Origin of the sequence: Arthrobacter sp. Leaf69, from assembly GCF_001422645.1 — a bacterium.
Lineage (GTDB): Bacteria > Actinomycetota > Actinomycetes > Actinomycetales > Micrococcaceae > Arthrobacter.
Window position 1 is genome coordinate 391248 of sequence record NZ_LMLR01000010.1, and the last position, 13290, is coordinate 404537.

Here is a 13290-nt window from a genome sequence, read left to right on the forward strand (position 1 = left end):
ATCTGCCCGCCCCGGTCCGCGTCAGTCGGCCGCCGGTGCCCGGTGTAATCCCAGCGTGCGGAGGTAGGCGCCGAAGCCGTGCGGTGCCCTGGCGTGGATCCGGCCCGAGGTCAGTACGCGCATGCTGTCGGTGGCTGTCACGGTGAAGGCCCGGTTCCGGAGGCTTTGCACCAGGGTCCGGTCCTCGTGCGAGGCGAGCTTGGGGAAGCCTCCGGCGGCCAGGTATGCAGAGGCCCGGACCCCAAAGTTTGCTCCGTAGATGTGCGGGTGGTCCTCCTCGAAGGGATGCCGCTCCAACCAGCGCCGGCGCAGCTCCGCGTCCATCCCGGCGGGGTCCGGTTCCACCGAACCCAGCACCGCGTCGGCTCCGGCCTCGGCGAATTCCAGCTGGCGGACGAGCCAGTTTTCCGGAACCTGGGAGTCGGCGTCGGTGTTGGCCAGCCATGTCCGTCCCGCCCACGGCGGCGGTGTCCAGCGTTTGCCGGGCGGCCTCCGCCGGGTTGCACCGATACCGGCGGCCCGGATGCCGGCCGCGCGGCTTGCCCCGGCGTTGCGGAGGCTTACTTCGAGGGCGTTGAAGCGGCGGTCCGCCGCAACGTACTGGGCCGCGATGCCGGCGGAGCCGTCCGTGCAACTGTCCAGCACCACTGTCACCCGGACGTCCACTTCGGGCCGGACCCGGTGCAGCGCGTCGGCGGCGCGCTGCAGGGCGAGCAGGGCGCGGCCAAGGTGCTCCTCCTCGTTGTGCGCGGGGAGGACGACGGCGAACCGGTCGATGCTGAGTCCGCGGGGCAGCGGCAGGGCAAGGGCGGCCATCTAGCTGTCCGCTCCCGGCACGACGGTGGCTGCCGTCCGCTGATCCCCGCCGGGACGGGGCGCGATCAGGATTTCCAGGATGAAGTCGCGTTCCCGGTACAGTCCGGCGTCGGCCCAGCCGAGGTGGCGGCGCGCGGCGGCGTGGACGGAGTCGCCGTCGAGCTCCCAGCCGGAGACTGGGTGGCGCCAGTGGCACAGGGCCAGGGTGCCGCCGGGCAGGAGTGTGGCCTCGACCCGCTCGAACAGCTCCGCCAGTTCGCCGGGCGCGAGGTAGTAGCCCACCTCGGAGACCACGATCAGGTCGAACCGGCCCTCCGGCCAGTCCTGCGGGACGGTGAGGTGGCGGGTCCGGGCGGCCGGCAGGTGTTCGAGGCGCCGGGCGGCGTGGGCCAGCGCGGCGCTGCTCGCGTCGACGGCCAGGAAGGTTCCGCAGCGTTGGGCGAGTTCCACGCTGAGCGTCCCGATCGAGCAGCCGATCTCGAGTCCTGCAGTGTAGTTCCGGCCGGGCAGCGCCGCGAGGGTGAGGGAACGCTTGCGGTGTTCGTACCAGCTGGTCGTGTACTGCCACGGGTCGTCGTTGCCGGTATGGACGGCGTCAAAAACGCCTTCCGCGTCAGCGGCGGCGTACGCGCCCCCGGTGCCGGCGGCTCGGGCGGCCGGACGCTGCCACGCGAACGTCTCAAACGGCCGCTCAAAGTGCTCCAGGAATGACGGCGGGAGCAGCACCTCGTCGCCCGACTGGCCGGAGAGGGCGCGGACCTGGGAAGTGTGGGAGGCCATGGCCGCCGCCTTGGCCTGCTGCTCGGCAGGGGCCAGCGGCAGGCGCAGCCAGGACTGCCAGGCCGGGTCCGCGGCGTCGGCCCAGAGCCAGTACCAGATGGGGTATTCCAGCAGTCCGTGGCCGCCTGCGCCGGCTGCTTCGGCGGCGGCGGAGCCGAGCGTGTCGTGGTCCGTGTGGCCGTCGTGCCGGTAGGGGGCCACCAGCGTGATCTGCTCCGCCAGCAGTCCCGACTCGGCCGTCTCATCGGCGATGGCCTGCCGCAGTGCGGAGATCACCTCGGCCCGGTGTGCGGCGAGCTGGCCGTCCGGCAGGGCGAGGAAGCGCCAGTCCGGATCCGGCAGCAAGTAGCTGAGCCCGCCGCCGAATTCCTGGAGCCGGACGGCGGCGAGCTGTTCCGGCGTCGTGGTGGGTGAGTCCGGGTGGGAGGCCTCCCCCGCGGTGCACAGCAGCACCGTGACGCGGGCGCCGAGCCGCCGGAGCCGGGCCATCAGCCCACCGGCGCCGAGGGATTCGTCGTCCGGGTGCGCGGCGAGCACGATGAACGCCTGGCCGGCGAGTTCTCCGGCGTCGAGCGGCAGCTCCGGGAGCGCGGCCAGTCCGCTGGCGGCCCAGGCGTCCTCGCTGGTTCCGGCGTCCTGGTGCGTGAAGCTCACCACGGGTGGTCCCCTTTGAGCGTGAGGGCACCGAGCTGGGCGTCGTCGCGCATGCCGTGGTGCTGGCGGATGTACAGGGCGAGGTCAGCCATGCGCTTCCCGTAGACGGGGTCGAACGCCAGCGGCCCGGGGCCGAGGTTCTGGCTGACCAGCGTTTGGATGCGTTCGACGGCGGTGGCAGTGTTGCCGCGGACCCGCAGGGCCTCGCTCCACGTGCCGGGGCCCGAGAGGTCCCCGGCGTCGATCCGTGCGGCGGTCCGGGCGAGGTACGCGGTCAGGGCGGTGAGGGTGCGGTCGATCTCGCCAAGGTGGGCGAGCGCGAGCTGGTCCGGTTCGCGGCCGCCGTCGGCCGCTTTGAGCAGGGAGTCCTGGAAGCCGCGGGCCACGGCGACGGCGCCGCCCAGCCAGCAGGCGGCCACCCCCATGCCGCCCCAGGCGAAGCCGGGCCGGCGGTAGTACCAGCCGGCGTCGCCCAGGGGCACGGCCGGAACCGAGTCGAAATGCACGGTGCCGCTGGGGATTTCGCGGAGTCCCCGGCTGGTCCATTCCGGGTCCGCGAAGCCCACGCCAGGGGCATGGAGGTCGACGGCGAACGCGGCCCGGCCGCCGTCGTCCAGATGGGCGGTCACGACGGCGTGGTCCAGTTGGGCCGCTAGGGAGCACCAGGGCTTGGATCCCTGCAGCAGGAAGCAGCCGTCCGCCGGTTTGGCTTCGAGCCGCAGGCCCGCGGCTTCGGCGGCGAAGACACCCCAGGCGCCGTCGAAGTGGACACCGTCGAAGTCCGGGCAGTCCCAGCCTGCCAGCGCCGCGTGGCCGGCGGCCTGGGCGAGGATCGCGGAGGCGTCCAAGTGCGGTTCGATGGCCCGGCCGGCCGCGACGTCGACGGCGGTGACGGAGGCCAGGAGCTCCCATAGGAAGGCGGTGCGGCCCTCGCCAGGTTTCGGTGCGGCGTCGCCTGCGGCTTTGGCCAGGTCCAGCAACGCCGGGACGTCGCCGACGGCCGACAGTGCGTCGACCAGCAGGGGGTTGAGGCCCGCCAGATCCTCCGGCGCGGAACTGATCCTCACTGCGCGGGGCCGCGGGGAAGCGGAAGTCCGGTTCATTCGGCCTGCTCTCCTTCGAAGTGCGACTGGTGCTGCCGGCACCCATGCCGGCCGGGTGTGGCTACTGCTCGGTAGATCCAGCCCGTCCAGTAAATCTAAGCACACTTAGCACTTTCGGAAATGCGCTGCCAGCTGCTGGCCGGCGGCGCCGACTCCCGGCTGTTACAGCACCCGCGCCAAGGCGAAGCCGTCCCATCCTTTGGAGCCCACGGTCTGGATGACGGTGGCGTCCAGCCGCGGGTCCTCGCCGAACATGTTCAGCGCACTGATGATGCCGGGGGCGTTGACGGCGTCCATCGAGGGATCCAGCACGGCGCCTTCCCAGACCACGTTGTCCATCACGACGGCGGTGCCGGGCCGGCCCAGGCGGATGGCCCAGTCGAGGTAGTGCGGGTTGTTTTCCTTGTCCGCGTCGATGAAGACAAAATCGAAGGGCTCCGCGCCCTCGTCGGCGAGCGCCTGAAGTGTGTCCAGCGCTGCCCCGACCCGGATCTCCACGAGGTGGCCCAGCCCGGCGGAGTCCACGTTGGCGCGGGCCACCTCGGCGTGTTTGGGGAGGTATTCGCACGTGAGCAGCCGGCCGCCGTCGGGCAGTCCCTGGGCCATCCAGATGGTGCTGAAGCCGGCCAGCGTTCCGATCTCCAGCACGCGGCGGGCGCCCGAAAGCTGGACGAGCAGTTTCAGCAGTTTGCCGGCATTCGGGGCGACTTCGATCGGGGGCATGCCCGCCTCGAGGGCGGTGGTGACGGCGCGTTTCAGTGAGTTGTCAGGGCGGACCACGGCCTCGGAGAGGAAGTCCTCGACGGCGATCCACCGGCTGGTGGGCTGATGCTCGAACATGCCCTTCAGTCTTCCAGCTGGCCCGTCCCGGCGGTAGGCTCCGGGCCGTCGGGATTTTAGCCCGCGGCCGGGTCTGCGGCGTCCCGGAGGGCGTGTTCCAGGCGGTCCAGCTTTCCGGTGAGTTCGCCTGTGTAGCCCGGCCGGATGTCCGCCTTGATGACGAGGGAAACCCGGCTGCCGTAGCGGCCCACGGCCTCGGTGGCGCGCTTCACGACGTCGAAGACTTCATCCCACTCGCCCTCGATCGTGGTGAACATCGAGTCGGTGTGGTTGGGCAGACCGGACTCCCGCACGATCCGAACCGCGTCGGCGACGGCATCGTGGACCGACGCCTCGTCCGACCGGACGGCCGCGGAACCGGCGGGTGAGTCATCGGTGCGGACGGGACGGCCCGAGGGTGCGACGGAAAAGGCAAGCAGCATGGCTCCAGTCTCGCACGTGATCGGGCCCTGTGACGGCGTGGCTACGGGCCCGTTACTCTCCATTGCCGGGCCTGGACTGGGCCCCGGATCGGGCCGGAGCCGTCACATAAGGGACTACCCGGTAGTAACCTCCCGGCTACGGCTTAGCGTTGCTAACCTAAGCAAATGAACCGGGTAGCAGACCGCAGGCCGCTCCGCGCCGATGCCGCGCGGAACGTCGACAAGATCATCACCGCCGCCCGCCAGTGCTTCCGGGAGCACGGCCCGGAAGTCCCGCTGCAGACCATTGCCGTGACCGCCGGCGTCGGCCCGGCCACGCTGTTCAGGAACTTCGCCGACAAAGAGGAACTGGTCCTCGCGGCGCTGCACCGGCAGCTCGGACTGCTGGTTGATCCCGTCATCGAAGAGGCCCTGGCCGGGCCCGATGCCGCCGACGGCCTCTTCCGTGTCATCGATGCCCTCATGGGCGTAGCCAGCGAGGAAGCCAACCTGCTGGGAGCCGTCGCCGGCCGGCGCGGACTGCTCACCGGCATCACCGGTGACCTGATCGAATCCGTGGCCGTGCTCCTGGGCCGCGGCCAGGGGCAGGGAACCCTGCGCAGCGACATTTCCATGACGGACATGATCCGCCTGCTGGCCATGCTGATCGGCGTCGTGGACACCATGGAGGCCGGTTCGGATGCCTGGCGCCGTCCCGTCGCCCTCGTCGAGGACGCCATCCGCACGGAGCGCCCGACGCGTCCCCTCCCGCCGCAGGCCCCGCTGCCGGGCACCGCGTTCGACTCTTACCTCGGCTGACACCCGTGTCATGGGAAACCCTGGCGGGCGCCGTTGGCGGGGTCTTGGTGGTTTACGCCGTCCTGTTGCTCCTCCTGTGGGGCTATGCGCGCCGGCACCCGGAAACAGTCGCGATGAAGGATGCACTGCGGTTACTGCCGGACCTGCTGCGGCTCCTGCGGCGGCTGCTGGCTGACAAGTCTCTGGGCGCCGGTGTGCGGATACGGCTCGCCCTGCTCTTGGTGTACCTGCTCTCGCCGATCGATCTTGTGCCGGATTTCCTGCCCGTGATCGGCTACGCGGACGACATCATCATTGTGGCCCTCGTGCTGCGCTCGGTGATCGCGCGGGCGGGCGAGGAAGCGGTGCGCCGGCACTGGCCGGGAACGTCCGACGGGCTTCAGCTCATCCTCCGGCTCGCCGGCCTCGGGGCACCGCGGTAGGGTTTCAGGCGCTGAAGGCCGCCGCGGCGGGGGCACCGTCGAACCGCCGGAGGATCTCCTCGGCCACGATCCTGAGTTTGACGTTCCTGGTGTTGGAGACCTTGGTCAGCAGCTCGAACGCTTCCGACTGCGAGCAGCGGCTCTGGGCCATAAGAATGCCGGTGGCCAGGTTGATCACGGTCCGCGACCTCATCGCCTGCAGCAGGTCCCGGCTCATGCCCTGGGCGGTTTCGAACCGGACAGCCAGCCTGACCACCTTGGCGGCCCGGACGGCGAGCGCCTCGCAGGCTGCCACGGCGCCGTCGTCGAACGCCTCAGGCGACGCCGAAAAGAACGTCAGGGTGGCCGCCGCGTCCCGGTCCTCAAGCAGCGGCACGGCGAGAACGCTGCGGTTCCCGCGCTGGGCGGCGGCCCGCTGGTAGCGCCGCCATCTCGGATCCATCGTCGTGTCCGGCACCAGCACGGCCTGCCTGGTCTTCCGGGTCTCCAACCCCGGCCCCTCCCCGAGTCCGTCCTGCAGGCCGTCCAGGATCCGGGCCTCGGGGTTGCTGGCAGCCACAACCACCGTCCGGCGGGGCCGGGCCAGCCGCACGGAGCACAGTACTTCGCGGCCGGTTTCGGCTGAGGCAAACTCGGCGGCCAGGGCGGAGAGTTGGCGGAGGAAGTCCTCCAGCACGTCATTTTCGAGCAACAGATCCTGCAGACGCTCCGACAGCCGAGATCTGAACATCAGTCTTCCGCGGGCTTCTCTTTGGCCTCGTCGAGGTGGTGCTGCAGCTTCTCCTCGGCTTCCCGGCGCCGGCGCGACACATCGCGCAGTTCCCTGGTGGACTCGGCTCCCGGCGGAACGAACGGCTCGTGCGGTTTGGGATGCTGGCCCTTGCCGGGCGCAGGAGTATCCGGATCGTCTTTGTCGCTCATATCCGAATGCTCCCACGGGGCCCCGGCGGCAAGTAGGGACTAAAGACCGTTGCTAACCGGTCAGCTCCACCCCATGAGCCGGAGTCCGGCCGCGGCGCCGGCTCCGGCGAGGACGACCACCAGGAAGGGCGCCCGGAGCATCAGGGCGATGCCGGCGGCAGCAAGGGCCCCCAGCCGCGCATCCAGCACCAGGGCCTGGCCGGAGGCCACGGTGTTCACGATCGTGAGGGACGCCAGTAGGCCGATGGTCATGGTCCCGGCGATCCGCGACATCCGGGGGTCCCGCAGCACGCTCGCCGGGACCAGATAGCCCAGGAGTTTCCAGCCGTACGCCAGCACACAGGAGAGCAGCAGCCACATCCAAAGGGTCATGTGGCATCCCCCTGCGGGTGCGTGTGCGGGTGTTCCGCGTAGGGGTCCACGTCGGGTTCCAGCCCTTCGTCACTGCGGCCGTGGCTGAACCAGCCAATGGCAGCCGCCACCACCGCCGCCACCAGGATCGGCACCCCGGCGGGCACGAACGGTACGGCCAACACGGTGGCCAGGGCACAGACGACGGCGATCGCCACAGGTTCGCGACCCTTGAGCCGCGGCCACAGCAGCCCCAGGAACGCCGCGACGGCGGCGCCGTCGAGACCCCACTGCTTGGGATCCCCCAGCGCGCCTCCGGCGAGCGCGCCGACGGCGGTGAACACATTCCAGAGGATGAAGATCCCCAGGCCCGCGGTCCAGAAGCCGCGCTTCTGCTCGAGCGGATCCGTCTGCCCGGTGCTCGTGGCGGTGGACTCGTCGATAGTGACGTGGGCGGCGGCAAACCGGAGCAGGCCACGCGGCTGCAGCAGGGCGTTGATCTGCATGCCGTAGATCCCGTTGCGCATGCCGAGCAAGGTGGCGGCGCCCATGGCCGCGACGCCGGAACCGCCCCCCGCCACCACCCCGATGAACGCGAACTGCGAGCCGCCACTGAACAGCAGCAGGCTCAGGGCCATGGTCTGCCAGAAGTCGAGACCGGAGGTGACGGACAGTGCACCGAAGGACACCCCGTAGAGCCCGGTGGCGATGCTGATGGAGAGCCCCACCCGCACCGCCGGGGACTGCAGGAGTTTCACGGCCGGACCGGTTTCCGCGGGACAGGTTTTGTCAGGCTCCAGGCCCAGGCGATAAGCGGCGCCTGCAGCGGCAGCCGCAGGGAGTGGATGCGGCGCTGGCCGGGCGTCCCGTCCGGGCCGTAGGCCTTGCGCAGGGCGCCGAGGTGTCCTGCGATGAACAGCGTGAACATGGCCGTGACGCAGCCGGCGGCCGCGCGACGGGTCGCCGGAACCAGCAGCCCGACGGCGGCACCCGCCTCGAGCAGGCCGCTGACCGCCACCCATTCCTCCCGGGACAACACGGCCAGGGGGCTGTTGGACTGTTCGCCGGAGTCGTCGCGGCAGAGGAAGTCGGGCACAACGGGGCCGAAGAACCCGGGGTCCTCGAAGTGCTTGCCGGCGCTGGCCAGCAGCAGGGCACTCATCGCCACGGCAGAAAGCGTCTGGGTGTCCCGGCCGGACCAGCGAGATGGCATGGAACAACTCAATCACAGCGACGGACCCCTCGCTAACTGCGTCCGAAGGCGCCGGAAAGGGGACTTTCCGCAGGGGCCCATCCCGGGCAAACCGGCGTAGCTTGTTGACTATGAGCAGTGTGGTGGACATGACCGGTGTGGTGAAACGCTTCGGGTCCGTGACGGCCCTGGACGGACTGGATTTCGACGTGGCCGCCGGCGAGGTGCACGGCTTCCTGGGCCCCAACGGGTCCGGCAAGTCCACCACCCTGCGGCTCCTGCTGGGCCTGCTGCGTTCCGACGCCGGGTCCATCCGGGTGCTCGGGCTGGATCCGTGGCGCGACGTGGCGGCGCTGCACCGCAGGCTGGCCTACGTCCCCGGGGACGTTGCCCTGTGGCCCAACCTGACGGGCGGCGAGGTGATCGATCTGCTCGGCAGGCTGCAGGGTGGCCAGGACCGCGCCCGCCGCGACCGGTTCCTGGACCTGTTCGAGCTGGATCCCAGCAAGAAGGCCCGCACGTATTCCAAAGGGAACCGGCAGAAAGTGGCGCTTGTCGCCGCCTTGGCCACCGACGCCGAATTGTTCCTCCTGGACGAGCCGACGAGCGGGCTGGATCCGCTGATGGAGGACGCGTTCCGCGGCTGTGTCCGCGAACTGCGCGGGCAGGGGCGCACCGTGGTGCTGAGCAGCCATATCCTCAGCGAGGCCGAGGCCCTCTCCGACCGGGTCAGCATCATCCGCGCCGGGAAGGTCGTGGAGACCGGCCCGCTGGAGCAGCTGCGGCACCTGACCCGCACCTCGGTCACGGCCGACGTCGCCGCGGTGCCGCCCGGACTGGACCTCCTGCCCGGCGTTCACGACGTCGTGGTGACAGACCACCGGGTCAGCGCCCAGGTCGAGCCCGCCGGCCTGGGCCCGTTCCTGCACGCGCTGACCTCCGTGGGCCTGCACGCGCTGACCAGCCAGCCGCCGACACTGGAGGATCTGTTCCTGCGGCACTACGGCTCCGGAAACGACGCCGGCACCGGCGCCGGTACGGCCGTCGGCGCCGTTGCCGACAGCGCAGTCCCGCGGCGGTCCGGCGATGCCTGAGACCCTGGCGGGAACGGGCGTCCTGATCCGGCTCGGACTGCGGCGGGACCGCTGGTTGCTGCCCTTCTGGATTGCCGGTTTTGCCCTGGTTACCTACTCGACGGCGCTGGCCGGCACCGAACTCTACCCGGATACGGCGAGCCGGGTGGAAGCCGCCACCGCCCTGAACGCGACCGCCTCGATGGTGGCCCTGTTCGGGCGGATCTACGATCCCACCTCGATCGGTGCGCTGTCGCTGATCAAATACACCGCGTTTATGACCGCCATCCTGGCCGTCCTTATGGTGATCCTCGTCATCCGGCACACCCGCGGCGACGAGGAGAGCGGCCGCCTGGAGCTGCTCGGCGGCGGCCGGCTGGGCCGTGACGCGCCGCTGGCATCCGCCCTCACCATCAGCCTCGGCGCCAATGTGGTGCTCGGGCTGCTCGCGGCGGCCGCGCTGGCCGCCGGCGGGCTGCCGGCCGCCGGGTCTCTCGCGTTCGGCCTTGGCTGGGCCGCCACGGGGATGGCGTTCAGTGCCGTGGCGGGTCTGGCCGCGCAGCTGACCGCCAGTGCCCGGGCCGCCACCGGGCTCAGCATCGGGTTCATCGCCGTCACCTATGGGCTGCGCGCGGTCGGAGACCTGGCCGAGCCGGGGCCCTCCGTACTGTCCTGGCTCTCACCCATCGGGTGGAACCAGCAGATCCGGGCGTTCGCCGGGGACCGCTGGTGGGTGCTGGCGTTGCCGGTGGCCCTGTGCCTGGTCCTGGTCCCGGCCGCTTTTGTGCTCCGGGCCGGGCGCGACCTCGGGGCCGGCCTCCGCGCCGAGCGCCCCGGGCCGGCCGCCGGGTCGCTCTCCGGCGTCTGGGACCTGGCGGTGCGCCTGCAGTACCGTGTGCTCCTCGCTTGGGCCATGGCGTTCGTCCTTTTCGGCGTCGTGATCGGATCCCTGGTCAGCAACGTGGGGGAACTGCTGAATTCGCCAAACGCCCAGGACCTGATCAGGCTGCTGGGCGGCCGGGAAGCCCTGACGGACGCTTTCCTGGCCGCCGAGATCAGCATCATGGGCGTGCTGGCGGCGGCATATGGGGTGTCTGCGGCCAACCACCTGCGCAGCGAGGAGGCCGCGGGCCACACCGAAGCGCTGCTGGGCACGGCCACTACGCGCATCCGGTGGGCCAGCAGCCACTTCATGTTTGCCCTGGCCGGGGTCGCTGCGCTGCTCCTGCTGGCCGGGGTGTCGATCGGGGCGGGCGCCGCCTTCGCCATCGGCGACGCCGCACTGGTGGGCCGCAGCACCGTCGCCGCCCTGGCCCAGGTCCCGGCCGCGTGGGTAGTGACCAGCGTGGCGCTGGGGGTGTTTGGCTGGGCGCCGCGGCTGGCCGGGGCGGTCTGGGGCTTCCTCCTGGCCTTGGTGGCCCTGGGCGAATTCGGGGTGCTCTGGAACGCGCCCGAGTGGCTCATGGACCTTTCCCCGTTCAGGCATTCGCCGTTGCTCCCGGTGGACTCCGGGGGCCTGCCGGCGCTGGCGGCTCTCACCGTGGCCGCGGCGGCCGTCGCGGCGCTGGGCTACGCCGGCTGGCGGCGCCGCGACCTGGCAGCGTAGCCGGTGACTCTGCCCGTTTAGTGGCTCCGGGAGCCGGCCGACAGTTGGGCGAGGACCTGCGCCGGCCTGTTCGTGGTGATCTCGTGGATCCCGAGGCCCTGGCACAGGGCAACGTCGTTTTCCGAGTCCACCGTCCACACCCGGAAGCGGCGCCCGGAGCCGAGCCAGCGCCGGATGGTGCGGGAATGCTCGCGGACATAGTCAATCCCCGGACCGGCCAGCCCGGTCTCGCAGTCGTCCAGGATCCGCTCAGCTTCGGTCTGCGCTGCCTTCATGACGTTCGCCAGCGCCCCGCCGGTGAACGCGCCCAGGCCGAGTTCCTCCCGGAGTTCCTCGACGTTCACCTCGTCCACCAGTTGGCAGACGGCGGAGGCCGGGACTGACCTCAGCAGGTGCTTCACCGAGTCCGGGCTGAAGCTCATGAAGGACACCGTGATGTTGCCCAGCCGCGACGTCGCCGGATCCCAGCCTTCGGACCGGAGGACCTGCAGGACGCGGTCCTCGAGTTTGAGCTGAAAGGGGCTGGGGTGCTTGAACTCAATCGCCAGGCCGATTTCCCGGCCGGCGTTCCGCAGCAGCACCAGCAGTTCCGGGAGTGTCAGGAACTGGGCGGACCTGGCGCCATAGTCGTCCGGAATCCTGACGCCCTTCCAGGAGGAGAAGTCCAGTTGCCGGAGCTCGTTAAGAGTACGGTCCGCCACGGGGCCGGTACCGTCCGAGGTGCGGTCCAGGTTGGCGTCGTGCAGCAGCACCGCATGCTGGTCCCGGGTGAGGTGGATGTCGCACTCCACTCCGTCGGCGCCGTCGGCGATTGCCTGCAGGTAAGCGGCCCGGGTGTGTTCGGCGAACGCTTCGCTCGCCCCGCGGTGGGCGTAGACCAGGGGACGGGCTGCGGCGGACTCGTCAGTCGTCATGCTGCCACGTTAGCCGACGGGCCCCGCCAAAGCGGGGCTAGGCTGGGCACATGCAGGTGAACACTGAGCCAAGTACCCGTCCGGAAGGCCCCGGCGGCGCCGGAGAACGCACTGCCGGGGAGCCGGCCCGCCGCCGGTCCGTGGCATCGGGCGACGCCGAGAAGGCGGCCGCGCTGCGGAAGATGAAGCTGCTGGCGCTCTCGCTGCTGGTCCTGATGGCCGTCATTTTTGTGGTCGCCTTTGCGTTCCAGGAGCAGTACCCCTGGCTCGAATACGTCCGGGCCGCGGCTGAGGGCGGCATGGTGGGCGCCCTCGCGGACTGGTTCGCCGTGACAGCCCTGTTCAAGTACCCCATGGGCATCAAGATCCCGCACACCGCCATCATTCCGCAGCGCAAGGACCAGATCGGCGCCTCGCTGGGCGAATTCGTGGAAACCAATTTCCTCTCCGAACAGGTGGTCCACGAAAAGCTCGCCTCCGTTGACATCGCCCGCAAAGCCGGGACCTGGCTCTCCGGGCCCGGCGGCGCCGACCGCGTCGCCAAGGAAGGCGCCGCCGTCATCCGCGGGGCGTTTACGGTGCTCAACGACGACGACGTCCAGGCCGTGATCGAGGGCATGGTCCGCCGGCATCTGCTCGCCCCGCCGTGGGGTCCCCCGGTGGGCCGGGTGGCACAGCGGATCTTCGAGGACGGGCACCACCACGCCCTGGTGGACGTGCTGGTGGACCGCACCGTGGACTGGGTGCGGGACAACCAGGAAACGGTCAACCGGCTGGTCACCGACCGTTCGCCGACGTGGGTGCCGTCGTTCGTGGACGGGCTTGTGGGCGACAAAGTCTACGTGGAGATCCTGAAGTTCACCCGGGCCGTGCAGTCGGATCCGCAGCACCAGGTCCGCCTGTCGATCGACAAGTACCTCAAGGACCTCGCGCAGGATCTGCAGCATGATCCGGTGATGATCGCCCGGGCCGAAGGCATCAAAGCCCAGGTCCTCGGCGATCCCGAGATCCGCGAACTGGCCTCCCGCACGTGGGGCACCATCAAAGCCGCTCTGCTGTCCGCCGTCGACGACCCGCACAGCGAACTCACCGTACGGTTCAAAGCCGCCGTGCATGACTTCGGCACCCGCCTGGTGGTCGATCCCGAACTGGCCGGCAAGGTGAACAAGTGGATCGGGGACGCCGCGGGTTACCTTGTCCGGACGTACCGCTCGGACATTGCCGGCGTGATCACCGATACCGTGGCCCGGTGGGACGCCGAGGAGACCTCGCAGAAGATCGAGCTGCAGATCGGCAAGGACCTGCAGTTCATCCGGATCAACGGCACCGTGGTGGGGGCCCTTGCCGGGCTCGCCATTTTCACGGTGGCGCATCTGGTCTTCGGCTGACAATCCGCCA

General features: G+C 70.3%; 16 protein-coding genes. 5 read left to right on the forward strand and 11 right to left on the reverse strand.

What is annotated here, in order from left to right:
* Window positions 1–21: 21 nt before the first annotated feature.
* From ASE96_RS07085 to ASE96_RS07105, 5 genes are all read right to left on the reverse strand, one after another.
* Window positions 22–816 (reverse strand): glycosyltransferase, encoded by a 795-nt coding sequence (locus ASE96_RS07085; protein ID WP_056427986.1) that lies wholly within the window; start codon window positions 814–816, stop codon window positions 22–24.
* Window positions 817–2253: a bifunctional PIG-L family deacetylase/class I SAM-dependent methyltransferase gene (locus tag ASE96_RS07090; RefSeq protein ID WP_056427989.1), complete on the reverse strand. Its 1437-nt coding sequence runs from the start codon at window positions 2251–2253 to the stop codon at window positions 817–819.
* Window positions 2247–3353 (reverse strand): acyl-CoA dehydrogenase family protein, encoded by a 1107-nt coding sequence (locus tag ASE96_RS07095; RefSeq protein WP_056427992.1) that lies wholly within the window; start codon window positions 3351–3353, stop codon window positions 2247–2249. Before ASE96_RS07095 ends, ASE96_RS07090 begins: the two co-directional genes overlap by 7 nt.
* A gap of 162 nt (window positions 3354–3515) precedes the next feature.
* Window positions 3516–4193, reverse strand: coding sequence for an O-methyltransferase (locus ASE96_RS07100; protein WP_056427994.1), 678 nt, complete (start codon window positions 4191–4193; stop codon window positions 3516–3518).
* Window positions 4194–4249: 56 nt separating this feature from the next.
* Window positions 4250–4615 (reverse strand): thiamine-binding protein, encoded by a 366-nt coding sequence (locus tag ASE96_RS07105; protein ID WP_056427997.1) that lies wholly within the window; start codon window positions 4613–4615, stop codon window positions 4250–4252.
* 165 nt (window positions 4616–4780) lie between these two features.
* Here ASE96_RS07105 and ASE96_RS07110 point away from each other — a divergent pair, with 165 nt between their 5' ends.
* Complete coding sequence (locus ASE96_RS07110; protein WP_056428001.1) at window positions 4781–5413, forward strand: TetR/AcrR family transcriptional regulator; 633 nt, start codon at window positions 4781–4783, stop codon at window positions 5411–5413.
* Between the two features lie 5 nt (window positions 5414–5418).
* Complete coding sequence (locus ASE96_RS07115) at window positions 5419–5835, forward strand: YkvA family protein (protein WP_056428003.1); 417 nt, start codon at window positions 5419–5421, stop codon at window positions 5833–5835.
* A 4-nt stretch (window positions 5836–5839) separates the two neighbouring features.
* Here the strand turns inward: ASE96_RS07115 and ASE96_RS07120 are convergent, their stop codons facing one another.
* From ASE96_RS07120 to ASE96_RS07140, 5 genes are read right to left on the reverse strand one after another with little or no spacing between them, the layout of a single operon-like run.
* Window positions 5840–6565 carry a GAF and ANTAR domain-containing protein gene (locus ASE96_RS07120; RefSeq protein ID WP_056428005.1) on the reverse strand — a complete coding sequence of 242 codons (726 nt, stop codon included), beginning with the start codon at window positions 6563–6565 and terminating at the stop codon, window positions 5840–5842.
* Entirely contained in the window at window positions 6565–6756 is a 192-nt protein-coding gene (locus ASE96_RS07125) for a hypothetical protein (protein WP_056428015.1), read from the reverse strand. Before ASE96_RS07125 ends, ASE96_RS07120 begins: the two co-directional genes overlap by 1 nt.
* A 60-nt stretch (window positions 6757–6816) precedes the next feature.
* Window positions 6817–7128 (reverse strand): AzlD domain-containing protein, encoded by a 312-nt coding sequence (locus ASE96_RS07130; RefSeq protein ID WP_056428018.1) that lies wholly within the window; start codon window positions 7126–7128, stop codon window positions 6817–6819.
* A complete protein-coding gene (locus ASE96_RS07135) occupies window positions 7125–7865 on the reverse strand; it encodes an AzlC family ABC transporter permease (RefSeq protein WP_200913009.1) in 741 nt (246 codons plus the stop codon). Before ASE96_RS07135 ends, ASE96_RS07130 begins: the two co-directional genes overlap by 4 nt.
* Window positions 7862–8320: a DoxX family protein gene (locus ASE96_RS07140; RefSeq protein WP_056428022.1), complete on the reverse strand. Its 459-nt coding sequence runs from the start codon at window positions 8318–8320 to the stop codon at window positions 7862–7864. Before ASE96_RS07140 ends, ASE96_RS07135 begins: the two co-directional genes overlap by 4 nt.
* A gap of 110 nt (window positions 8321–8430) precedes the next feature.
* On the opposite strand from ASE96_RS07140, the gene ASE96_RS07145 reads away from it, so the two are divergent.
* Together ASE96_RS07145 and ASE96_RS07150 are read left to right on the forward strand one after the other, a co-directional pair.
* The gene (locus tag ASE96_RS07145; RefSeq protein WP_082492626.1) at window positions 8431–9393 is read left to right on the forward strand and encodes an ABC transporter ATP-binding protein; all 963 of its coding nucleotides are present in this window, start codon (window positions 8431–8433) and stop codon (window positions 9391–9393) included.
* Window positions 9386–10978 (forward strand): ABC transporter permease, encoded by a 1593-nt coding sequence (locus tag ASE96_RS07150; RefSeq protein ID WP_056428026.1) that lies wholly within the window; start codon window positions 9386–9388, stop codon window positions 10976–10978. Before ASE96_RS07145 ends, ASE96_RS07150 begins: the two co-directional genes overlap by 8 nt.
* Before the next feature lie 17 nt (window positions 10979–10995).
* Here ASE96_RS07150 and ASE96_RS07155 read toward each other — a convergent pair whose 3' ends face one another.
* The gene (locus ASE96_RS07155) at window positions 10996–11892 is read right to left on the reverse strand and encodes a glycerophosphodiester phosphodiesterase (RefSeq protein ID WP_056428029.1); all 897 of its coding nucleotides are present in this window, start codon (window positions 11890–11892) and stop codon (window positions 10996–10998) included.
* A 50-nt stretch (window positions 11893–11942) separates the two neighbouring features.
* Here ASE96_RS07155 and ASE96_RS07160 point away from each other — a divergent pair, with 50 nt between their 5' ends.
* Window positions 11943–13280, forward strand: coding sequence for a DUF445 domain-containing protein (locus ASE96_RS07160; RefSeq protein ID WP_056428031.1), 1338 nt, complete (start codon window positions 11943–11945; stop codon window positions 13278–13280).
* The last annotated feature ends 10 nt before the right edge of the window (window positions 13281–13290 follow it).

Coding starts and splice junctions, on each gene's coding strand:
- ASE96_RS07120 (WP_056428005.1), bottom strand. CDS start 6,565: ATGTTCAGATCTCGGCTGTCGGAGCGTCTGCAGGATCTGTTGCTCGAA.
- ASE96_RS07125 (WP_056428015.1), bottom strand. CDS start 6,756: ATGAGCGACAAAGACGATCCGGATACTCCTGCGCCCGGCAAGGGCCAG.
- ASE96_RS07110 (WP_056428001.1), top strand. CDS start 4,781: ATGAACCGGGTAGCAGACCGCAGGCCGCTCCGCGCCGATGCCGCGCGG.
- ASE96_RS07085 (WP_056427986.1), bottom strand. CDS start 816: ATGGCCGCCCTTGCCCTGCCGCTGCCCCGCGGACTCAGCATCGACCGG.
- ASE96_RS07130 (WP_056428018.1), bottom strand. CDS start 7,128: ATGACCCTTTGGATGTGGCTGCTGCTCTCCTGTGTGCTGGCGTACGGC.
- ASE96_RS07145 (WP_082492626.1), top strand. CDS start 8,431: ATGAGCAGTGTGGTGGACATGACCGGTGTGGTGAAACGCTTCGGGTCC.
- ASE96_RS07105 (WP_056427997.1), bottom strand. CDS start 4,615: ATGCTGCTTGCCTTTTCCGTCGCACCCTCGGGCCGTCCCGTCCGCACC.
- ASE96_RS07140 (WP_056428022.1), bottom strand. CDS start 8,320: ATGCCATCTCGCTGGTCCGGCCGGGACACCCAGACGCTTTCTGCCGTG.
- ASE96_RS07095 (WP_056427992.1), bottom strand. CDS start 3,353: ATGAACCGGACTTCCGCTTCCCCGCGGCCCCGCGCAGTGAGGATCAGT.
- ASE96_RS07160 (WP_056428031.1), top strand. CDS start 11,943: ATGCAGGTGAACACTGAGCCAAGTACCCGTCCGGAAGGCCCCGGCGGC.
- ASE96_RS07100 (WP_056427994.1), bottom strand. CDS start 4,193: ATGTTCGAGCATCAGCCCACCAGCCGGTGGATCGCCGTCGAGGACTTC.
- ASE96_RS07150 (WP_056428026.1), top strand. CDS start 9,386: ATGCCTGAGACCCTGGCGGGAACGGGCGTCCTGATCCGGCTCGGACTG.
- ASE96_RS07155 (WP_056428029.1), bottom strand. CDS start 11,892: ATGACGACTGACGAGTCCGCCGCAGCCCGTCCCCTGGTCTACGCCCAC.